General features: G+C 60.1%; 21 protein-coding genes. 9 read left to right on the top strand and 12 right to left on the bottom strand.

Annotated features, from left to right (window positions below):
* Positions 1-20 precede the first annotated feature (20 nt).
* Positions 21-401, bottom strand: a complete 381-nt coding sequence (grcA, locus tag KW824_RS07465; RefSeq protein WP_005330139.1) for an autonomous glycyl radical cofactor GrcA — start codon at positions 399-401, stop codon at positions 21-23.
* Between the two features lie 599 nt (positions 402-1,000).
* On the opposite strand from grcA, the gene ung reads away from it, so the two are divergent.
* Together ung and KW824_RS07455 are read left to right on the top strand one after the other, a co-directional pair.
* Positions 1,001-1,687, top strand: coding sequence for a uracil-DNA glycosylase (gene ung, locus KW824_RS07460; RefSeq protein WP_218409430.1), 687 nt, complete (start codon positions 1,001-1,003; stop codon positions 1,685-1,687).
* Between the two features lie 184 nt (positions 1,688-1,871).
* A complete protein-coding gene (locus KW824_RS07455) occupies positions 1,872-2,420 on the top strand; it encodes a hemerythrin domain-containing protein (RefSeq protein WP_041205240.1) in 549 nt (182 codons plus the stop codon).
* A 96-nt stretch (positions 2,421-2,516) separates the two neighbouring features.
* Here the strand turns inward: KW824_RS07455 and KW824_RS07450 are convergent, their stop codons facing one another.
* On the bottom strand, positions 2,517-2,696 hold the full coding sequence (locus KW824_RS07450) for a DUF3545 family protein (RefSeq protein WP_025326190.1): 180 nt from the start codon (positions 2,694-2,696) through the stop codon (positions 2,517-2,519).
* 193 nt (positions 2,697-2,889) lie between these two features.
* Entirely contained in the window at positions 2,890-3,840 is a 951-nt protein-coding gene (gene tal, locus KW824_RS07445; RefSeq protein WP_218409429.1) for a transaldolase, read from the bottom strand.
* Positions 3,841-4,584: 744 nt separating this feature from the next.
* Between tal and KW824_RS07440 the strand changes: the two genes are divergently transcribed.
* The 4 genes from KW824_RS07440 to yidZ all read left to right on the top strand — a co-directional run bounded on the left by KW824_RS07440 (position 4,585) and on the right by yidZ (position 9,894).
* Complete coding sequence (locus KW824_RS07440) at positions 4,585-6,024, top strand: sodium:alanine symporter family protein (RefSeq protein WP_041205244.1); 1,440 nt, start codon at positions 4,585-4,587, stop codon at positions 6,022-6,024.
* A gap of 248 nt (positions 6,025-6,272) precedes the next feature.
* Positions 6,273-7,424, top strand: coding sequence for a CMY-1/MOX family class C beta-lactamase (blaMOX, locus tag KW824_RS07435; protein ID WP_218409617.1), 1,152 nt, complete (start codon positions 6,273-6,275; stop codon positions 7,422-7,424).
* Positions 7,425-7,691: 267 nt separating this feature from the next.
* Entirely contained in the window at positions 7,692-8,861 is a 1,170-nt protein-coding gene (locus KW824_RS07430) for an MdtL family multidrug efflux MFS transporter (protein ID WP_218409428.1), read from the top strand.
* 13 nt (positions 8,862-8,874) lie between these two features.
* Positions 8,875-9,894, top strand: a complete 1,020-nt coding sequence (gene yidZ / locus KW824_RS07425; protein WP_218409427.1) for an HTH-type transcriptional regulator YidZ — start codon at positions 8,875-8,877, stop codon at positions 9,892-9,894.
* Positions 9,895-9,921: 27 nt separating this feature from the next.
* On the opposite strand, the gene ruvX is transcribed toward yidZ, so the two are convergent.
* From ruvX to metK, 7 genes are all read right to left on the bottom strand, one after another.
* Positions 9,922-10,344 carry a Holliday junction resolvase RuvX gene (gene ruvX / locus KW824_RS07420; RefSeq protein ID WP_025326196.1) on the bottom strand — a complete coding sequence of 141 codons (423 nt, stop codon included), beginning with the start codon at positions 10,342-10,344 and terminating at the stop codon, positions 9,922-9,924.
* Between the two features lie 55 nt (positions 10,345-10,399).
* The gene (locus tag KW824_RS07415) at positions 10,400-10,954 is read right to left on the bottom strand and encodes a YqgE/AlgH family protein (protein ID WP_139435608.1); all 555 of its coding nucleotides are present in this window, start codon (positions 10,952-10,954) and stop codon (positions 10,400-10,402) included.
* A 207-nt stretch (positions 10,955-11,161) separates the two neighbouring features.
* Entirely contained in the window at positions 11,162-12,112 is a 951-nt protein-coding gene (gene gshB, locus KW824_RS07410) for a glutathione synthase (RefSeq protein WP_042650729.1), read from the bottom strand.
* Between the two features lie 51 nt (positions 12,113-12,163).
* Positions 12,164-12,895, bottom strand: a complete 732-nt coding sequence (gene rsmE / locus KW824_RS07405) for a 16S rRNA (uracil(1498)-N(3))-methyltransferase (protein ID WP_218409426.1) — start codon at positions 12,893-12,895, stop codon at positions 12,164-12,166.
* Positions 12,896-12,964: 69 nt separating this feature from the next.
* Positions 12,965-13,657: an endonuclease gene (locus tag KW824_RS07400; RefSeq protein ID WP_218409425.1), complete on the bottom strand. Its 693-nt coding sequence runs from the start codon at positions 13,655-13,657 to the stop codon at positions 12,965-12,967.
* 73 nt (positions 13,658-13,730) lie between these two features.
* A complete protein-coding gene (locus tag KW824_RS07395; protein WP_218409424.1) occupies positions 13,731-14,258 on the bottom strand; it encodes a SprT family zinc-dependent metalloprotease in 528 nt (175 codons plus the stop codon).
* 68 nt (positions 14,259-14,326) lie between these two features.
* A complete protein-coding gene (metK, locus tag KW824_RS07390; protein ID WP_005330558.1) occupies positions 14,327-15,478 on the bottom strand; it encodes a methionine adenosyltransferase in 1,152 nt (383 codons plus the stop codon).
* Positions 15,479-15,819: 341 nt separating this feature from the next.
* Here metK and tkt point away from each other — a divergent pair, with 341 nt between their 5' ends.
* Together tkt and KW824_RS07380 are read left to right on the top strand one after the other, a co-directional pair.
* Entirely contained in the window at positions 15,820-17,811 is a 1,992-nt protein-coding gene (tkt, locus tag KW824_RS07385) for a transketolase (RefSeq protein WP_218409423.1), read from the top strand.
* Positions 17,812-18,101: 290 nt separating this feature from the next.
* Positions 18,102-18,599 (top strand): hypothetical protein, encoded by a 498-nt coding sequence (locus KW824_RS07380; protein WP_218409422.1) that lies wholly within the window; start codon positions 18,102-18,104, stop codon positions 18,597-18,599.
* Between the two features lie 79 nt (positions 18,600-18,678).
* Here the strand turns inward: KW824_RS07380 and KW824_RS07375 are convergent, their stop codons facing one another.
* On the bottom strand, positions 18,679-19,944 hold the full coding sequence (locus KW824_RS07375; protein ID WP_218409421.1) for a RidA family protein: 1,266 nt from the start codon (positions 19,942-19,944) through the stop codon (positions 18,679-18,681).
* A gap of 395 nt (positions 19,945-20,339) precedes the next feature.
* Here KW824_RS07375 and KW824_RS07370 point away from each other — a divergent pair, with 395 nt between their 5' ends.
* Positions 20,340-20,645 carry a hypothetical protein gene (locus KW824_RS07370; RefSeq protein ID WP_218409420.1) on the top strand — a complete coding sequence of 102 codons (306 nt, stop codon included), beginning with the start codon at positions 20,340-20,342 and terminating at the stop codon, positions 20,643-20,645.
* Between the two features lie 78 nt (positions 20,646-20,723).
* Here the strand turns inward: KW824_RS07370 and KW824_RS07365 are convergent, their stop codons facing one another.
* The gene (locus KW824_RS07365) at positions 20,724-21,833 is read right to left on the bottom strand and encodes an anhydro-N-acetylmuramic acid kinase (protein WP_218409419.1); all 1,110 of its coding nucleotides are present in this window, start codon (positions 21,831-21,833) and stop codon (positions 20,724-20,726) included.
* Between the last annotated feature and the right edge of the window lie 28 nt (positions 21,834-21,861).

Genomic DNA, 21,861 nt, shown 5'->3' with positions numbered 1-21,861 from the left:
GCAGATGACCGCAGAGGGTATTACAGGCTCTGGGTGAAGGTACGGGTGACCACGTCACGCTGCTGTTCCGGGGTCAGGGCGTTGAAACGCACGGCGTAGCCGGAGACGCGGATGGTCAGCTGCGGGTACTTTTCCGGGTTGGCGATGGCGTCTTCCAGGGTCTCGCGGCGCAGCACGTTGACGTTCAGGTGTTGACCCCCCTCGACCACGGGTTCGGTCTGGACCGGCAGTTCACGGTATTCGAACTGGCCCAGGTCAGAGACGCTGACTTCCTGATCGGCGGCGAAGCTGTCGCCCTTGGCGCAGATGCAACGAGCCTGTTGCTTCTCTTCGTCCAGCAGCCAGAAAGAGTTCAGCAGTGCGGCGTTGGCGGACTGGGTGATTTGGATGCCCTTGATCATGGTATGACTCCTCATAGGAAAGCGGATTCAACGGTAAGCACATTACCCTGATGTTTTTAAACCACCTTGATGACGGGATGATTTAACGGGGCCTTGCCTTACACCTTTACTTCGTTGGGGTCATATATACCACGATGGTAATAATACGAAAATTGATCCAAATCAATAAAAGCGCATTTTGCGCACAATGAAAGGGATTAATTCATTGAGATTAATCAAAAATAGATCATTTTTATGATTTCGTAAGATATATAAATTATGCATTTTTTATTGGGTATATCTAGTAATTTAACTACATCTTTAGCCGTTATTTTCCTTACAAGGTCAGAGGTGGGTGTCTAATCAGATCAGGGTAGGGCGCCGCTGGGTGGCCAGGTGGCGTGGCCGCCAGTGCGCCGATGGCTGCGGCCATCGATCGTCATCTCGATAGACAGGGCGCCAAGGGGGGAGGCGGACACCGGGATGCATGTGCGGCCATCTCTCAGAGCCGAGCCACGGTTGCGTCTTGCTGCCTGGCCCCCTATCCTGAGCCCCTTGCTGCATTCATTGAGGATATTGGGGTGTCAGAGGTAGTGGATTCACAGAGAGAGGAGACTGGCGTGCTGACCTGGAAGGATGTGATCGGCTCGGAGAAAGAGCAGGACTATTTCAAGGCAACCCTGGCGACCGTCAGGGAGGAGCGGGAAGCGGGCAAGGTCATCTATCCTCCGGCGACCGAGGTGTTCAATGCCTTCAAATTGACCGAGCTGGACAGTGTCAAGGTGGTGATCCTGGGGCAAGACCCCTATCACGGACCGGATCAGGCGCACGGCCTCTGCTTCTCCGTGCTGCCAGGGGTGCGTACGCCCCCCTCCCTGGTCAACATCTACAAGGAGATGCAGCGGGATCTGCCGGGATTTGTCACACCCAGTCACGGTTTTCTGGAATCCTGGGCAACCCAGGGGGTACTGTTGCTCAATACGGTATTGACGGTGCAGGCGGGCATGGCCCACTCCCATGCCCATCTGGGCTGGGAGACCTTCACCGACAGGGTCATAGAGCGGATCAACTCCCACTGTCAGGGGGTGGTCTTCCTGCTGTGGGGAGCTCATGCCCAGAAGAAGGGGCGCTTCATCGACCGGGCGCGTCATCATGTGCTGACGGCCCCTCATCCCAGCCCATTGTCCGCTCACCGCGGCTTCATCGGGTGTGGCCACTTTTCGGAGGCAAACCGCCTGCTGGTGCAGCAGGGGATGACCCCCATCGACTGGCTTTCTGTCTGCCATAGTCAGCCCGTGCCGGTCTGACCGCCTTTCCCGCCTCTGGGTGGGCAAGGGCGCGCAGGGTTGCCAGATCGCCTGCGTCGCTTGGGCTGGTACCGGCGGTCGGGCGAGGATTGTGTGCATCTGACTTGATTGAGTGCAAAGTTCGCGTAATAAATGACCGTATACTCGAGACAGGATCTTTTTCAATTCAGTGCAAGGAGTGCCCATGTTATCCAGTTTGCATAAGGACCATCTCAACATCGCCAGGCTGCTGACGCTGCTCAAGCACAAGCTGGCCGCCATCCGCCATGAACAGCAGGTGAGCTATTTCCTGCTGCGGGACGTGGTGGACTACCTGCGGGAGGTCTCCGACAAGCACCATCACCCCAAGGAAGACATGATCTATGACTACTACCTGAAATACAGGGTGGTGGAGGGAGAGGTCGCCAACCGCCTGCATGAGGAGCACGCCAGCCTGCTGGTGGCCGGCACCGAACTCAAGGAGATGGTGGAGATGATCCTGATGGATGCGGTCATTCCGCTGGAGCAGTTTACCGCCAAGCTGGAGCAGTTCATCGAGCAGCAGGAGGCGCACATGAACTACGAGGAGGGGGTGATCTTCCCTCATCTGCGTGACTCCCTGACCGAGGATGACTGGCGCCATCTCGAGCAGCTCTGGCAGAACAGGGCCATCAATGATCCCCTGTTCGGGGTCGAGGTGAGCCAGCACTTCCAGGCGCTGGCCAAGCAGCTCTCGTTGCCCCCCTCGTCCTGAATGGCAGGTGGACTAAAAAACAAACGCCCCGGCTTGGCCGGGGCGTTTGTTTTATGTGTCAGCACGTCTGTGCCGCCATCGGTGAACCCGGTGGCGCTACAGTTCCAGTTCTTCCGAACCTTCATAGGCGATGTCGATGGCTTGCAGCTCCTTCTGCAGGCGGTGCTTGTCTTTGAGCGCCTCGATCTCACGCCATTTACGTTTCTTTCCCGTTGTCCCGCGGCTACGTGAACCCAGCTCAACGACCTCGTCAAAATCGAAGTTGAACATGTCCATGGCTCCCTCCTTGGTTTTATGGTTTTCACCATCCGTATAACACGACGCATTTGAAAATAAAACGTTTTTATGACCAAGTTGTGACAAACGGGAAGGCAGATAAAAAAAACCGGGCTGCCCTTGCGGGAGCCCGGTTTTATCGGTGCAACCCCTCCTGTGGAAGGGGCTGCCCGAGATGGCTTAGGCCGTCTTTTTACAGGTGGCTGGCCAGCATGGTTTCCAGTTTGCCCTGATCGACGGCGAACAGACGGATGCCTTCTGCCAGCTTTTCGACCGCCATGGCGTCCTGGTTCAGCTCCCAGCGGAACTGCGCTTCGGTCATGGGGGTCGGCTTAGCTTTGTGCTCACCGGTGTAGTTCAGCTTGCGCACCACGGTACCTTCGGTCTTGCTGAGCTCTTCCAGCAGGGCCGGGCCTATGGTCAGGCGGTCACAGCCAGCCAGTTCCAGGATCTCGCCGGTGTTGCGGAAGCTCGCACCCATCACCACGGTCTGGTAGTCGTGCTGCTTGTAGTAGTCGTAGATGGCGGTGACGGAGACCACGCCCGGATCTTCGCTCGCGGTGTAGTCACGGTTGTGCTTGGCCTTGTACCAGTCGAGGATGCGGCCCACGAACGGGGAGATCAGGAAGGCGCCAGCTTCGGCACAGGCGCGGGCCTGGGCGAAGGAGAACAGCAGGGTCAGGTTGCACTGGATGCCTTCTTTCTCCAGCACTTCGGCGGCGCGAATGCCTTCCCAGGTAGAGGCCAGCTTGATCAGGATGCGATCGTTGGTGATGCCGGCTTCGTTGTAGAGGCGGATCAGCTTGCGGGCCTTGGCGATGCTGGCGTCGGTGTCGAAGGAGAGACGGGCATCCACCTCGGTGGAGATGCGGCCCGGAACGATTTTCAGCACTTCCAGACCGATGTTGACCGCCAGCTTGTCGCCCGCATCGATGATTTGCTGTGCCTTGTCCTGGCTCTGGGACTTGGCCCAGCTGATGGCGTCTTCGATCAGCGCCGCGTACTCGGGGATCTCGGATGCCTTCAACACCAGGGAGGGGTTGGTGGTGGCATCGATGGGCTGGTAGCGCTTGATGGCTTCGATATCACCGGTATCGGCGACAACTGTGGTCAGGGCTTTCAGCTGGGTTAATTTATCGGCCATGGCAAATATCATCTCTTTATGAGGGCGCACTCTCTTGGCGAGGGCGCAGGCTCAGGGGTGGCGGGCGTGAGACGGCCGTTCTGAAATTAAATTACAAAATCCCGGCGACTCAGGCTCAGAAAAGCACGATGGGGAAGGCCCATCGCCACTGCCTGCCTAATTAATACGGATGTGGCGCTTCCTGCAATAGGGGGGCTTGTATGCGAATCACCCAGGTGGTGGGAGGGGGGGGCGTGATGGGATGAAAGTGTATGATAAAAAACGATTTTTATTGATTTCATACCAGCGGCCGGCGACCGGAAAAAAAGCAACTTTTTTAGTTGATTCTCCATTCTGTGCAGTGCGTCACACAAATACTATTGTCAGCTACTTGAAATTTAATTACGTGTAAAACGTTTGGCGTGACACCCTCCTGCCTGGGTGGCTTCAGAGGCAAACGCTTGTCTTCCCGGGGTCTTTTCTTTCATCCATTTTTACTGCCATGGGAGTCATGGTAGAATGATTCTCCTTTGGGTCTTCATTGTCGGATGTGGAGTGATGCATCAAGTTTTGTTGATTATTTGCGTGCTAAATGAAGATTTTTTGCATCAAACCGCTCGTTTTTTGTCTTTCCAGTGAGCCCTATCACTATTCTGAATTCCCTCCCTATGCTAGATTCCGCCCCTTCGGCGCAATGCTAATTCGGAAATTGACAGAGAGCGGTCAGCGCAGACTGACCATGGATGTGATAACAACGAGAGAATTATGGACACCTTGATTGCAATGATTAACGACCTGATGTGGGGAGCCGTGCTCATTTACCTGCTCATCGGGGTCGGACTCTTCTTTACTTTCCGCCTGGGGTTTATCCAGGTCCGTCACTTCGGCCACATGTTCTCGGTATTGCGCAATAGCCGCAAATCCGACAGTGCCGGCATCTCCTCCTTCCAGGCCCTGTGTACCAGCCTGGCTGCCCGTGTGGGCACCGGCAACCTGGCCGGTGTGGCCGTCGCCATCTATCTGGGGGGGCCTGGTGCCATCTTCTGGATGTGGCTGATCGCCTTCATCGGCATGGCCACCGCCTTCGTCGAGAGTACCCTGGCCCAGCTCTACAAGGTCAAGGATGAAGACGGCAACTATCGCGGCGGTCCGGCTTACTACATGGAGCGCGGCCTCGGTATGCGCTGGATGGGGGTGGTCTTCTCCCTCTGTCTGCTGCTGGCTTTCGGCCTGGTGTTCAACGCGGTGCAGGCCAACTCCATCAGCCTGGCCATGAACGTCGCCTTCGGCATCCCTGACTGGGTGAGCGGCCTGGCACTGGTGGTGCTGTCCGGTCTCATCATCTTCGGTGGCATCCGCGGTATCGCCCGCTTCGCCGAACTGGTGGTGCCTTTCATGGCGCTGGCCTACATCCTGATGGCACTGTTCGTGGTGGCCATGAACATCAGCGAGCTGCCCGGGGTCTTTGTCCTGATCATCAAGTCTGCCTTCGGCATCGAGCAGGCGGGTTCAGGGGCCATGGGTTACGCCATCTCCCAGGCGATGATCAACGGCATCAAGCGCGGTCTCTTCTCCAACGAGGCCGGTATGGGCTCTGCGCCCAATGCCGCCGCGACCGCGACGCCCTATCCGCCGCACCCGGCGTCCCAGGGTTATGTGCAGATGCTGGGGGTCTTCCTCGACACCATCGTCATCTGTACCTGTACTGCCGCCATCATCTTGATGTCCGGCCAGTTTGAGCCAGGTTCAGGTGTCACCGGGGTCGAGCTGACCCAACGTGCGCTCTCCTCCCAGGTCGGTGGTGGTGGCAACATCTTCATCGCGGCGGCCATCTTCTTCTTCGCCTTCACCTCCATCGTCGCGAACTACTCCTACGCCGAGACCAACCTGGTGTTCCTGGAGCACAACCACAAGGGCGGCTTGATGCTGTTCCGGATGTTCGTGCTGGGCATGGTGATGTTCGGCTCCGTGGGTGAGCTGCCGACTGTGTGGGCCCTGGCGGACGTTTCCATGGGGCTGATGGCCATCGTCAACCTGATCGCCATCCTGCTGCTCTCTGGTGTCGCCATCAAGCTGGCCAAGGACTACAACGATCAGCTCAAGGTGGGTCGCGTTCCCACCTTCGATGCCAACAAGTACCCCGAGATCCGCAGCCAGCTGGAAGCAGGGATCTGGGACAACCCACCCAAGAGCAAGCAGGCCTGAGCCCTGCGTTGATCTGGTTGGATAATGAAAGAGGGGAGCCATTGGCTCCCCTCTTCTATATGGCTTGTGCCTGCCCGAGGCGGTGGCATGGGATGGCTGGACTCACAAGGGGGGGTGGCTGAAAGCCTTCCTGGCAACAGCGACGATACTTCACGCCACTTCACATCCAGCACACCTTGGCTCGTTATGCTGGCCCCATAGCTCGTCGCTGGTGCGGCGATCCCAAACAACCGAGAGGACAAATGACCATGCAACAACAGGTGCGGATGACATTGCTGATGGCGAGCACGCTGCTCTGGGCCGGTCTGGCCCAGGCCACGGCGGACACCCAGGCCGATCCCCTGCGCCCCCTGGTGGATGCCAGTATCCGGCCCGTGCTCAAGGAGCACCGGATCCCGGGCATGGCGGTGGCGGTGCTGAAAGATGGCAAGGCCCATTACTTCAACTACGGGGTGGCCAACCGGGAGAGCGGCGCCCGTGTCAGCGAGCAGACCCTGTTCGAGATTGGATCGGTCAGCAAGACTCTTACGGCAACGCTTGGGGCTTATGCCGTGGTGAAGGGGGCGCTCAAGCTCGATGACAAGGTGAGTCAGCATGGGCCCTGGCTGAAGGGATCGGCTTTTGACGGTATCACCATGGCCGAACTCGCCACCTACAGCGCCGGGGGGTTGCCGCTGCAATTCCCCGACGAGGTGGATTCCATCGACAAGATGCGTGCCTACTATCGCCAGTGGACGCCTGCCTATCGGGCGGGCAGCCATCGCCAGTACTCCAACCCCAGCATCGGCCTGTTCGGCCATCTCGCGGCCCAGAGCCTGGGCCAACCCTTTGAACAGTTGATGAGCCAGACCCTGCTGCCCGGGCTCGGTCTCGAGCACACCTATCTCAAGGTCCCTGCCGAGGCCATGGGGAACTACGCCTATGGCTACTCGAAAGAGGACAAGCCTATCAGGGTCAACCCGGGGGTCCTGGCGGACGAGGCCTATGGCATCAAGACCAGCTCGGCGGATCTGCTGAAGTTTGTCGGCGCCAACATGACAGGCACCGGGGACGAGGCGATGCAGCAGGCGATTGCCCTGACCCACAAGGGGGTTTACTCGGTGGGTGCCATGACTCAGGGGCTTGGCTGGGAGAGTTACACCTATCCCGTGACCGAAGAGACCTTGCTTGCAGGCAATTCGGCCAAGGTGATCCTCGAGGCCAACCCGACGACGCCCGCCTCCAACGAGACGGGTAGCCAGGTGCTCTTCAACAAGACCGGCTCCACCGGCGGCTTTGGTGCCTATGTGGCCTTTGTGCCAGCCAAGGGGATTGGCATTGTCATGCTGGCCAATCGCAACTATCCCATCCAGGCCAGGGTAGAGACGGCCCACGCCATCCTGAGCAAGCTGGCCGAGTGATGCGCTTGTACTGATTGACGTGAGTACGCCGGGATTGCCCGGCGTACTCTTTGGTGCCGCTGGCACGGTCACTCTTCACTGAATGGCCAGAATGGCTCGTCACTGACATTACGATTTCCAAATTGGAATCTACCGATCGCCATCTCTTCACTAGGTACGAAGGGGGCCCCCCCCTATAGTGCTCCGCATATTCATCCGGTCCCCCATGCCGTCAACGGTCGTCGATCAATGGTCTGCGTGGGCGAGGCCCTCTGTAATGGAGCATCCATGGGTATTTTCCTGCTGTGCAGTTTCCTGATGATCATCCTCTATCCGGTCGGGATCGATCTCTATCTGGTGGCGGTGCCCCAGATAGCGCAGGCCCTGCAGGCGAGCGAGGCGCAGATCCACACCGCCTTCTCCATCTACCTGTTCGGCATGGCGGCCACAGTGCTGCTGGGGGGGATCATTGCGGATCGCCATGGCCGGCGCTGGGTGGTGCTGGGGGGCGCCCTCATCTTTGTCATCGCCTCCCTGGTGGCGGCCAATGCGACGGGGATCGGTCAGTTCTATCTGGGCCGTTTCTGGCAGGGGGCCGGGGCGGGGGCGCTCTATATCATGACCTTTACCGTGCTGCGGGATGTGCTGAACCAGGCGCGGCTGGCGATGGCGCTCTCCATGATCAACGGTGTTATCTGCGTCATCCCTGTGCTGGCGCCTGTGCTCGGTTATCTCATCCTGTCCCGCTTCGACTGGCGCGGGATCTTCGTGGCGATGGCGCTGGTGGCCGCCGTCAGCGGCCTGGTCAACCTGCTGCTGCTCAGGGAAACCCGCCCGGCCCGCCTGCAGGGGGGAACAACCCGGCCCTTTGCCCTGCTGCGATCCTCACGCTTCATGCTGCACTCGCTGCTGACCAGTGCCAGCGTGACCGCCATCCTGGTCTATGTGAGCGTCTCGCCGCTGATCCTGATGCAGGGGCTTGGCTTCACCACGGAGCAGTACGCCATCGTGATGATGGTGATGGCCGGGGTGAGCATGTCAACGTCCTTCCTGACACCGTTGCTGCTGCGTTGGCAGGGCAAGCACAGGGTGCTGGCGCTCTCCCATCTGGCCTACCTGCTGGCGGCCTGCCTCCTGCTCGGTCACTGGCAGCTGGGAGGCAACATCCGCCTGCTGCTGCCGGGCTTTGCCCTGGTCTGCATCGGCTTTTCCTGCGGTTTCGGGGTGGCGATGGGGGAGGCACTGGCGGAGTGCCATCACCATGCGGCATTTGCCAGTGCCCTGCTCTGCATCATGCAGATCAGCCTCTCCGGCCTCTATATCTGGTTGCTGGGCCAGCTTGGCGTTGCCCCATCCTGGATGCTGATCTCTGCCCTGTTGCTGACCCTGCTCAGTTACCTGGCCGTCAAAGGGCTGTTACCATGGCTCGCGCTGCGCGAAGCGCGGTCGCGGGGATAAGGGGAGAGGAAAGATGCGCAACCTGGGTGAACTGGATTTGAACCTGCTGGTGGTCTTCAAGCACCTGATGCAGGAGCGCAGCGTGTCAGGGGCGGCCAAGAAGCTCTGCGTCACCCCCTCGACGGTGAGCAAGGCGCTCGCCAAGCTGCGGGACTGGTTTGACGATCCCCTTCTGGTGCGGGTGCGGCAGGGGCTGCAGCCGACCCAGCTCTCCCTGACCCTGGAGGAGGAGCTCAGGACCTGGTTCCAGCTCACCGAGAGCATCAGTACCCTCAACAGCGAGGCGATCCCCGAGGGGGCCCGCTTCAGCCTGGTGATGGAGTCTCCCTTTGGCATCAGCTTCCTGAGCGAGTTGCCCATGACCATCTACCAGAAGTACCCCCACTCTGTGGTCAGGATGCTGGGGTGGGATCACCACTCCCTCAACGACATCGTCAACGGGGATGCGGATCTCGGCTTCTGCGCCCGGGAGACCCATGGTCGCTCCCAGGCCAGGGTCAACCGGCTGCCCTATTACATCGACCACGAGGTGCTGTTCACCGATCGCCCCGTGGTGTTCCTGCGCAAGGATCACCCCCTGCTCGGACGGACGTGGTCGCTGGAGAACTTTCTGGCCTGTCCCCAGATAAGCGTGGTGTGGGAGGCCAGCGACAGCTGGGCGCTGGACGATCTGCTGGAGGACGAGGGGCAAAGGCGGGAGGTGCCCATCATGGTCGCAAGCTTCGAGCAGGCCCTGCACATCGCCTCCCAGTCGAGTCACGAACTGATTGCGGTGGCGCCCTCCTATTGCGCTGGCTATGCCGCCAGTCACCACGGCAACCTGATCGCCATGCCCCTGCCGCTCCCCGAGGCACTCTATGTACAACTGGAGATAGCCTTCATCCTGCTGTGGCACAAGCGCCACAACCAGGATGCCAAGGTGATGTGGCTGCGCAATGAGACGAAGCGGCTCTATGGCCAGGCGGCGCAGGGACTGGCCCTGTTCCCGTGGGGCGGGGGAGGGGCGGCGCTGGCGCCGGCGGGAGATGCCTGATGCAGGGGGCCTGGCCGGCCCCCGGGTTCAACCGTATTGTTCTTCCATCCAGGCTTCGACGATTAGCTGGGCGGAGACCCCGTCCACGCTGCCCTTGTCCAGCGCCTTGTAGCCGCCGCGCTCGAACAGGCGGGCGCGGGCGTCCGTGGTGGTGAGCCGCTCGTCCTTGAACTCCACCGGCTTGCCGAAGCGGCCATGGAGGCGGTTGCCGAACTTGCGGGCCCGTACAGTGATCTCCTGATCCGTGCCATCCATGTTCAGTGGCAGGCCGACGATGAGCAGATCCGGCTGCCACTCCTTGAGCAACTTTTCAATTTCGTCCCAGTTGGGAATACCGTCGTTGGCCTTGAGGGAACGAAGGGGTTGGGCCGTGCCCGTGAGCTCCTGACCGATGGCGACGCCGATGCTCTTGGTGCCGTAGTCAAAGCCCATGATGCTGCGTGATGACATGGAGTTCCTTAAAACTGGATGTGTAGAAGGGGCCCGGGGGCCCGCTTGGAGAAGGCTAGCTGTGCCCCACCTGGCTGGAGAGATGCAGGGGATTGACGCCTATGCTGGCGGCGGCCTGCTGCCAGCGCTGGTGAATGGGGGTGTCGAACACCAGCCTTGGGTTGGGGGGGATCACCAGCCAGGCGCCATCCACCAGCTCCTGCTCGAGCTGCCCTGCGCTCCAGCCGGCATAGCCCAGCGCCACCAGCCAGTGGTCAGGGGCCTCGTCCGTGCCCAGGGTCTCGAGGATGTCCTTGGAGGTGGTGACCATCATCTCGTCGCTCACCTGCAGGGTGGAGTTGAAGCCGGGCCGGAAGCTGTGCAGCACGAAGCCGCGATCAGCATGGACCGGGCCGCCCTGCAGCACCGGCTGTTTCATCTCGGCGGTGGCGGGTGGGCTCAGCTTGAGCTTGGTCAGCATGGCGTCCAGGGACATGTCCACCGGGATGTTGACCACCAGTCCCATGGCCCCCTCGCTGCTGTGCTCGCACAGATAGACCAGGGAGCGTTCGAAGTAGGCGTCCGTGAGGCTCGGCATGGCGAGCAGAAAATGGTTTTGCAGTGTTTGCATAGATATCAAAGAGTGCAAAGGTATTTGGGGTGATTATGGCAGTTGACGGCGGCGGGCAAAACCGCTTTTTCGCGCAGAGAAACCGGAAGTCCGGGCGCTGGCTCACATCGTCACGCAACCGAAAAGAGCAGGGGCCGCGTCGGCCCCTGTGGTGTCACTGTCTGGTTGACGGCCTCGAGGGGGCATTCCCCGGCCCGTCAATCAGGGTCACTGTCCCAGCCGGCGTTCGATGGCATCCATCAACATGCCGGTGATATGCACCGGGAAGGCCGCCTCGATTTCGCGGATGCAGGTCGGGCTGGTGACGTTAATCTCGGTCAGGCGATCGCCTATGATGTCGAGCCCGACGAAGATGAGCCCCTTCTCTTTCAGGGTGGGGCCGACAGCACGGGCAATGGCCCAATCTGCCTCGCTCAAGGGGCGCGCCTCGCCGCGGCCGCCGGCCGCCAGGTTGCCACGGGTCTCTCCCTGGGCCGGGATCCGGGCCAGGCAGTAGGGCACGGGCTCGCCGTCCACCACCAGCACCCGCTTGTCGCCGTCCTTGATGGCGGGCAGGAAGGTCTGGGCCATGCAGTACTGGCTGCCGTGGGCGGTGAGGGTTTCGATGATGACCCCCACGTTGGCGTCATCTTCCTTCATGCGGAAGATGGAGGCGCCGCCCATGCCGTCCAGGGGCTTCAGGATCACGTCCTTGTGCTCGGCGTGGAAGGCGCGCAGCTTGTCGGCGCGGCGAGTGACGAGGGTGGTCGGGGTGTGCTCGGCAAACCAGGCGGTGTAGAGCTTCTCGTTGGCGTCGCGCAGGCTCTGGGGCTTGTTGACGATGAGGCAACCCTCGTCCTCGGCTCGCTCCAGCATGTAGGTGGCGTAGATGAACTCGGTGTCGAAGGGGGGATCCTTGCGCATCAGGATCACGTCCAGGCTGGAGAGCGGCTGATCGATCACCTCGCCCAGGCTGAACCAGTGGGCGTAGTCATGCTTGACGGTCAGCGGGCGCATGGTGCCAAAGGCGCGACCGGCCTGCATGTAAAGATCCTTCATCTCCAGATAGAAGAGCTCATAGCCGCGCTTTTGCGCCTCTTCGAGCATGGCGAAGCTGGAGTCCTTCTTGATGTTGATGGCCGAGATGGGGTCCATCACGATACCGAGTTTGATGGTCATCCGAGATTCCTTCTGGTGGCTCGATTGCGAGTGAGATTCTTAAAACCTGTTTCAGGCGAGATCGCCGAAGCGGCACTGCAGCGCCGTAATGGCGGTCAGGGCGGCGGTTTCGGTGCGCAGCACCCGCGGCCCCAGCAGCATCTCCTTGAAATCCTCTTGCACGGTACGGGCGATCTCGTCGCTGGACAAGCCCCCTTCCGGGCCGATCAGCAGCCGCACCCCGTGCTCGGGGACCGGCAGGGTGTTGATGCTGTAAGGGGCGCGCGGGTGCAGGTTGAGCTTGAGCTCCCGGGTCTCTTCCGCCAGCCAGGCGTCCAGCTCCATGGGCATGCGTACTTGTGGCACCACATTGCGACCGCACTGCTCGCAGGCGCTGATCACCACCTTCTGCCACTGCTCGCGTTTTTTCTCCAGCCGATCGGCGGGCAGCTTGACGCCACAGCGCTCGGAGAAGAGCGGGGTGATGCAGGTGACGCCGAGCTCCACGGATTTCTGGATGGTGAAGTCCATCTTGTCGCCACGGCTGATCACCTGGCCCAGATGAATGGCGAAGGGGGATTCCACCGAGCGGGCCTCGCAGCTGTCGATGCGCACGTCCACCGACTTCTTGCCGACGGCAGTGATGGTGGCGGCATATTGGTTGCCGTCGCCGTTGAACAGCTCGAGCTGCTGACCCGGCTGCATCCGCAGCACCCGGCCGATGTGGTTGGCACCGTCTTCCGACAGGGCGAGAGTCTGGCCCACCTGCAGGGCGGCCGGTTCATAGATACGTGGAATGCGCATGGCTGATCACAGTCTCTTGGCTTGAACGCGTTGGGTGATGGGAGGGGTGACCCTCCCTGTCAAATGGGGCTATTGGCACTGCTTTTCAATGAAGGGGTTGGTATTGCCCTGCAGTTTGCCGATGCGGCTGTTGCGCTCGCACTCCCAGCGGTCGGCCGGGTACTGCCTGTCCCAGGCCTCGAACAGTTTACGCTGTTGGGCGGCCAGGCGCAGCCCATACTGCTGGCCCATGTAGAGGTAGGCGCGGGCTATCTGGCCGCGCACCGGCCCCTTGGGCGGTTGCACCCGGCGATCCTTGAAGTCCACCAGCATCTGGCACTTGCCGTACTGGTTCGGCTTGCCGTTCCAGTCGGAGAAGCGGTAGTTGGCTCGATCGCCGTTCACCTCGCCGATGGCAGGGAAGAGGTTGTGCATGTCCCCCTCCATCTTGTTGAACTCGTCGCTCTTGCCGCAGTTCTTGCGCCCGCCCTCCTGCCAGCACTGGAGCTGGTGGCCGAATTCCCAGGCGGGCACCACGTGCTCCCACTCGATGCGAGAGGCTCGATTGGCCTGCTTGCGCGGCAGGTAGCCGCAGCTCTCCCAGTCCGGGGCCATCTGCTTGCCGCTGAACTTGATGTTGCAGCCGCAATAGAAGGTGGTGGGGTGGCTCTGATAGAGCTTGTTCAGATCCTGCTTGGCGGCGCGAAAGGTCTGGGGGGCCTGGGCATGGGCCGGGGCACTGACCAGCAGGGCCAGGCAGATGGAAATCAGAGGGCGAAACATGAAGATCCTTGGCAATGAAACGAGTGAATGAAGAAGCCGCGTACCCTATCACAGGGGCGCGACACGGGTTGACTCAATCCGCTGTCAGCACCAGGGGCTGGCGACAGCGGCGGCAGTGATAGCGGGCCTCGCCGCGCACCACCTTGTTGTGACGACGCACCGAGAGCTGATGCTGCTGGCAGGCACAGGCGTAGGCATGGGTGCGCTGGGCCAGCACGGCGAGATCGAAGCTGTGGGTGGTGTTGGGGGCGAGCGCAAACACCTCCCGCATCACCGACTGCCACTGGCGGCCGTGGGGCAGCACCCGCGACTTGCCGCGTCCTTCCCCCCAGAGCGCATAGACCAGCAGGTGCGCCACCTCATGGGGCACCACCTCGGCCAGAAAGGCCTGTTGATTGGCCTGATAGAGGGCGGGGTTGAAGCGCAGCTCCCAGGTTTGCAGCCGTGCCGACCCCGCCGCTCGGCCCCGCATGTTGCAGTGCACCTGCGGGCGCGGGAAGGGGCGGCCAAGGCGTGCCTCCGCCTGCACTAAGCAGGCGTCGACCCGCTGGTGCAGCAGCTGGAGCAGGGAAGCGTCGAGTTGGGCTCTGGTGGCAGACATCGAGGTCTCGTCGGGTAGCGGATAAGCAAAAGGGGAGCCAGGCTCCCCTTTTATCACAACGGCCAGCCTTACAGACCGGCGGCGTCGCGCAGCAGAGCGGCCTTGTCGGTCTTCTCCCAGGGGAACTCGTCACGGCCGAAGTGGCCGTAGGCGGCGGTCGCCTGGTAGATCGGGCGCTTCAGATCCAGCATCTCGATGAGGCCGTAGGGGCGCAGCTCGAAGAACTCGCGCACCAGCTTGACCAGCAGCTCCTCGGCTACCTTGCCGGTGCCGAAGGTCTCGACGCTGATGGAGGTCGGCTCGGCCACGCCGATGGCGTAGGAGACCTGGACTTCACAGCGGGCAGCCAGACCGGCGGCGACTATGTTCTTGGCCACGTAGCGGGCGGCGTAGGCGGCAGAACGGTCCACCTTGGACGGATCCTTGCCGGAGAAGGCGCCACCACCGTGACGGGCCATGCCGCCGTAGGTGTCGACGATGATCTTGCGACCGGTCAGGCCGCAGTCACCCATGGGGCCGCCGATGACGAAACGGCCGGTCGGGTTGATGAAGTACTTGGTGTCCTTGTTGATCCACTCGGCCGGCAGCACCGGCTTGATGATCTCCTCGCGCACCGCTTCCACCAGATCCTTGTGGCTGATGGAGTCGCAATGCTGGGTAGAGAGCACCACGGCATCCACCCCCAGGATCTTGCCTTCGCTGTCGTAGGCGAAGGTGAGCTGGCTCTTGGCATCCGGGCGCAGCCACGGCAGGGTGCCGTTCTTGCGCACTTCGGCCTGACGCTTCACCAGCAGGTGGGAGTAGGTGATGGGGGCGGGCATCAGCACGTCGGTTTCGTTGGTGGCATAGCCGAACATCAGGCCCTGGTCACCGGCGCCCTGCTCCAGCGGATCGGTACGATCCACACCCTGGTTGATGTCAGGGGACTGCTTGCCGATGGCGTTCAGCACGGCGCAGGAGTCGGCATCGAAGCCCATGTCGGAGTGGGTGTAACCTATCTCGCGCACGGTGTCGCGCACGATCTGCTCGATGTCGACCCAGGCAGAGGTGGTTACTTCGCCGGCCACCATCACCATGCCGGTCTTGACCAGAGTCTCGCAGGCGACGCGGGCCTTGGTGTCTTGCACCAGGATGGCGTCCAGCACCGCATCGGAGATCTGGTCGGCGATTTTATCGGGATGGCCTTCGGAGACCGACTCGGAAGTAAACAGCTTTGCCATGATTGGTTCTCGATTCGTATGGGGTTATCGCCTTGGCCATAACCGGAAAATGACAGTATGTCTGTAGAGGTATCTACATCTGGACGTCTATTTTAATTAGGTCACAGGGTGATTGCCAGCACTATTTGGGGTTGGACCCGGTCGGGCCAAGGTGCAGCCTGGATCCACCTCCATGGAGGTAAGGGAGGGGGCGGATTGAATCGTTTTCCCGGGCCAGAAAAGCGATTGTGCTCCCAAAGCCACTTTATTCGCCCAGATAATATTTGCACCGCGCCCGCCCTGCTGGGACAATAACGCGCCTTAATCTTGGCCATCAAATGAAGCAATCGCAGGAGATACAGATGCCTTCTCGTAAAGAGCTTGCCAATGCCATTCGCGCATTGAGTATGGATGCCGTTCAAAAAGCCAACTCCGGTCACCCGGGCGCCCCCATGGGAATGGCAGATATCGCCGAAGTGCTGTGGCGTGGCCACCTCAAGCACAACCCGAATAACCCCAAGTGGGCCGACCGTGACCGCTTCGTGCTGTCCAACGGCCACGGCTCCATGCTGCTGTACTCCCTGCTGCATCTCTCCGGTTACGACCTCTCCATCGATGATCTGAAAAACTTCCGCCAACTGCACTCTCGCACCCCGGGTCACCCGGAGTACGGTTATGCCCCTGGCATCGAGACCACCACTGGCCCGCTGGGTCAGGGCATCACCAATGCCGTGGGCATGGCGATCGCCGAGAAGGCCATGGCCGAGCAGTTCAACCAGCCGGGTCACGACATCGTCGACCATTACACCTACGCCTTCATGGGCGACGGCTGCCTGATGGAAGGTATCTCCCACGAGGCTTGCTCCCTGGCCGGTACCCTGCAGCTGGGTAAACTGATCGCGTTCTGGGATGACAACGGTATCTCCATCGACGGTCACGTGGAAGGCTGGTTCACCGACGACACCCCCAAGCGTTTCGAAGCCTACGGCTGGCACGTCATCCCGGCCGTTGACGGTCACAGCCCGGAAGCCATCAATGCCGCCATCGAAGCCGCCAAGGCCGAGACCGGCAAGCCGACCCTGATCTGCTGCCGCACCATCATCGGTTACGGTTCCCCGAACAAGTCCGGTTCCCACGACTGCCACGGCTCACCGCTGGGCAACGACGAGATCGCCGCCGCCCGTGCCTTCCTGAAATGGGACCACGCACCGTTCGTTATCCCGTCCGAGATCGCCGCCGAGTGGAATGCGCAAGAAAAGGGCACCAAGCTCGAATCCGACTGGGCTGCCAAGTTTGCCGCCTATGAAGCCGCGCACCCGACCCTGGCTGCCGAATTCAAGCGTCGCACCACTGGCGAGCTGCCGGCCAACTGGGCCGCAGAGTCCGCCAAGATCATCGAGACCCTGCAAGCCAACCCGGCCAAGATCGCCACCCGCAAGGCCTCCCAGAACGCTCTGGAAGCCTTCGGCAAGCTGCTGCCGGAGTTCATGGGTGGTTCCGCCGATCTGGCACCGTCCAACCTGACCATGTGGTCCGGCTCCAAGTCCCTGACCAATGAAGATGCCTCCGGCAACTACATTCACTACGGTGTGCGCGAGTTCGCCATGTCCGCCATCATGAACGGCATCGCCCTGCACGGTGGTTTCATCCCCTACGGCGCCACCTTCCTGATGTTCATGGAGTACGCCCGCAACGCCCTGCGCATGGCCGCCCTGATGAAGCAGCGCGCCATCTTCGTCTACACCCACGACTCCATCGGTCTGGGTGAAGATGGCCCGACTCACCAGCCGGTCGAGCAGATCGCCTCCCTGCGTCTGACCCCGAACATGAGCACCTGGCGCCCCTGTGACCAGGTAGAGTCCGCCATCGCCTGGAAGCACGCCATCGAGCGTACCGACGGCCCGACTTCCCTGATCTTCTCCCGTCAGAACTTGCCCCAGATGGACCGCACCGCCCAGCAGCTGGCCGATGTGGCCAAGGGTGGCTACGTGCTGAAGGATTGCGCCGGTACCCCGGAGCTTCTCCTGATCGCCACCGGTTCCGAAGTGGAGCTGGCCGTTGCAGCTTACGAGCAGCTGACTGCCAAGGGCCGCGCCGTGCGTGTGGTCTCCCTGCCGGCCACCGACGTGTTCGACGCCCAATCTGCCGAGTACAAGGAGTCCGTCCTGCCGTCCAGCGTCACCAAGCGTGTCGCCATCGAAGCGGGCATCGCCGACTACTGGTACAAGTACGTGGGCTTCGGCGGCAAGATCATCGGCATGACCACCTTTGGTGAGTCCGCCCCGGCCGAGCTGCTGTTCAAGGAATTCGGCTTTACCGTGGAAAACGTGGTTGCGACCGCTGAATCCCTGTAATCGCTGAACATTGGGTCGCCTAGGGCCCAATAGCCAGAACGATAAAACGCCCTCCATCGCAAGATGGGGGGCGTTTTTATTTAAATCTAGAGAGTTTGTTAGGCTTACAGAAGTTTAATAATTGTTAGGGATGGTATTTTAAAAAAATATTTTTTTAAAATACCCCTGACGATAAAAATAAATTTTTATTAATTCTTTAAAGAATTGCAATGATGAGAATGACCTAGTAGGTTGTTAAGTGTGGTGGAGAGCAAAGTTATTTAATTTTAAATTTCTATAGTGAGGTAGTTATGGAGGCAACAATAATGACCTTTATGAGGAATGAGCTTTCTAGGCTTTCATATACATGGACCCTTTCCCCTGTGCTAGCAGCGATAGCTGTAGTGCTTCATTTTTTTAATATTATTAACTTTAATTCTGAAGTTCCATGGCCTGTAGAGTGGTTTACGAACATTATATTTAATATCGAAAAGGCTGAAGCTTTAACTGTGCTTATTATTCCATTTTTGTTTTTAATGTGGAGGATTACTAAGTATGTGAATCTCCCAACTGTAGAGCACGCTAGACTAGTGAAGATATCATTAAACGTCATTGATATATTAGTAGACGTTTTTAGGTTTTTTTCTGGTGGTTTTTTTGGTCTTTGGATACTTTGTTTCATTCCTGGGTTAGAGTCGAACGCTCCAATGCTCATGTTAAAAGACAGTTTGTGCGTTCTTCTTCTTTCCATAATTTTATCTGCGAGCGGGCAATTTTATGTAAGTATTTTTTTCGCAAGAGAAAGTTGATTCTGTAGGCCTTTTTTATAGTTGACGATAAAAAGACACCAGCCTAAGCCGGTGTCTTTTTATCTATGAAGACAATGTCTTAAACCAAAGGCGGGGTGCTTTCCGCATTGGACATCACCGCATCCATCTGGATCAGGGCGCCGGCGGGCAGTTCGCTCACCCCAAATACGGTGCGGGCGGGCAGATAGCTCGGGAAGTATTTGGTATAGATGGCGTTTACTGCGTCCAGATCCTCGATGTTCTTCACCTGGATATTCACCTTGACGATATCGTCCATCACGTGGCCGATACTCTCGACGATGGTCTTGATATGACCGAGGCACTGGGCGGTCTGCTCTTTGATGCAGCCGGTCAGCACCTTGCCGGTGGCCATGTCGATCGGCTGCTGGCCAGCGATATGGTTGTAGTGGGAGAAGGCGACAGTCTGGGTGTGCAGGGGGCTGCGCGGTGCCTTGTCGCTATTGCGGGCGCTGATCACCAGATTGTGTCTGTCTTCCACCAGCTGGGGCGGGGTACCGTCACCGTGGGAGATGACCGCATCCATCTGCACCCGGGCGCCCAGCGGCAGGGCGGAGGCCACAACCACGCTGCGGGCCGGCAGATAGGCGACAGCGCGGGCAATGGCGGAGTCGGGGAAGAAGGTGGTGTAAACCTCGTTGACGGCGTCCAGATCCGCCAGGTTGGTCAGATAGAGGGTGACTTTGACGATATCGTCAAACGGCACATCGATGCTCTCCAGCACGTTTTTGATGTTGCGCAGGCACTGGGCCGCCTGCTCCTGGATGCCACCGGCAACCAGCTGGCCGGTGGTGGCATCCACCGGCAGCTGGGCACCGATATTGTTGTAGTGGGAGAAGGCGACGGTATGGGTCGAGAGTGGATCCTGCGGTGCCTTGTCGCTGTTGCGGGAGAGCTTCAGCAGCGGGCAGGGGGCCTGCGGGAAGGTGCCTTCTCCGTTGGAGAGCAGGGCGTCCATCTGGACGGCGGCACCGAGCGGCAGGGCGGCCACGGCGAGCACGGTGCGGGTCGGCAGATGCAGGGGGAAAAATTCGCGATAGACGGCGTCGACCGCCTCTAGATCTCCCATGTCTTTGAGGAAGAGGGTGACTTTCACCATGTCGTCCATGACGTGACCGATGCTCTCGACTATGGCCTGGATATTGGTCAGGCACTGTCTGGCCTGGGCCTGGATATCGCCACTCACCAGCTTGCCTGTCTTGGTATCGACGGGGAGCTGGGCGGAAATATTGTTGTAGTGGGAGAAGGCCACGCTTTGGGTGCAGGGGCCCAGATCCTGGGGGGCATTGGGGGTATTTCTGGCGGATTTGATGATGGTACCACTCATGGCGATACTCCTTTCTCTTTATTGATGTAGGGTCAACGCCTTCCCTCCTCGTTTGCCACACGCCTCGCTTTATTTCGGCAACAGTTGCCCGTTCCCGACGAATGACGACGGGTGATACGGAAAACAGTCATCGCTGTTTCGAGTCTGGCTTCGACGTCGCCTGCGTGGGCGAGCGGCTGATGGAGAAATGGATCGGGTTGATGATTCAGACAGGGGGATTCTATGGGGGGCCGACCAGGGGATGCAAACCGGGATCGCATTTCTATGAGGTGGCTCAATGCTCTGAAATATAACTAAAATGCGGTTCAATTCACCATATATAACGGCTGGCCGGGTGTCATCACGCGCCTTATAAGGGAAATGGCCGCAGTGCGTGGGTTTGTACCGGACCGTCGTTGATCAATTCTGTGAATAAAGGGTTAATCATCGGCAATATTTTGCTGTTCATGCACTCCAATATGAATGGCTATGCATTTTATGCCCATGGATGGGGCTGTCAGCAACATCAAAAATATGCTAGCCAGTGCCCGTTTTCGACCCTTGAAACAGCGGCGGGAAATATCATTCACCCAGGCTGCATGACGACGATGCCATTGACGCAGGCGAGCCGCCGCAATCAACCAATACGGGCTGCATATGACATCCAGATTTATGCAATGAAATTGCAGCGTGAAAAGAAGGGGAATGAACACGGTCGATAACGTCTGCCGGCAGAGCCGGACAATGACAGAGAGGGCGGCATGTGCCGCCCTCTCTGTTCGTGTGCGCAGGTTGCCCGCTCAGGCGGGGTAGAGTGCGCCCAGCACCGCCGGTCGGCTGGCGCCGGTGACGGCGGGCAGGTTGCCGGGCTGGCGCGTCACGAAACGCTGTGCCAGCCAGGCAAACGCGGCCCCTTCCACCCAGTCGGGGGCGAGCCCGAGCTCAGCCGTGCTGGCGAGGCGCCAGCGAGGCAGCAGGGCGGCGAGTTCCGCCAGCAGGGGGGCGTTGTGGGCGCCACCGCCGCAGACGAACAGCTCGGCAGGCTTCTTCGCCTCATCCACCGCGGGCAGCTGGCGGGCTATGCTGTGGCAACTGAGGGCCTGCAGGGTGCGTTGCACATCCACCGGAGCGTATGCCGTGCCTGCCAGCTCGCCGTCGAGCCAGTCGAGGGTGAACATCTCTCGCCCCGTGCTCTTGGGGGCGGGGGCGGCGAAGTAGGGGTGAGCCAGCAGTTTGGCTAGCAGCGCGGGAACAAGCTGGCCGCTGGCCGCCCACTGGCCACCGGCGTCATAGCTGCCGCCGTCGGGCTGATGGCGGCGATACCAGCCATCGAGCAGGGTGTTGGCGGGGCCGGTATCGAAGCCATAGACTCCGGTCGCGTTGCCCGGCAGCACCGAGATATTGGCGATGCCGCCGAGGTTCAGCACAACCCGCAGGGCGCCCGGTTTGGCAAAAATGGCCTGATGGAAGGCGGGCACCAGCGGCGCCCCCTGACCGCCGAGGGCCATGTCCAGGGTGCGAAAATCGGCAACCACATCGATGCCGGTCAAGGCAGCCAGCAGGGCCGCATTGCCGATCTGCAGGGTAAAGCCGAGCTGGGGGCGGTGGCGCACTGTCTGGCCGTGGGAGCCGATGGCGCGGATATCCTTGGGCTCAAGCCCTGCCTTGGCAAGCAGCGCCAGGGTGGCGGCGGCAAATTCCTGCGCCACGCGATTGTCGGCCACCCCCATGCGGTCTATTTCGTTCTCCCCCGGGGTGCAGAGGGCGTGAAGCTCGCGGGCCGTTGCCTCTGGCCAGGGATGGCAGAGCGCCGCCTCCACCCGAAGGGTTTCCCCATCCAGAGTGACCAACACGGCATCGATGCCATCCATGCTGGTACCCGACATCAATCCGATATAGCGCTCGCTCATGGCCTCTCCTTGTTATCTGTTCATTTAC

It is taken from the genome of Aeromonas sp. sif0611, assembly GCF_019218845.1.
Classification (GTDB): domain Bacteria; phylum Pseudomonadota; class Gammaproteobacteria; order Enterobacterales; family Aeromonadaceae; genus Aeromonas; species Aeromonas media.
Note: the sequence above shows the minus strand (reverse complement) of the source record. Positions and strands in the feature narration are given on the sequence as shown.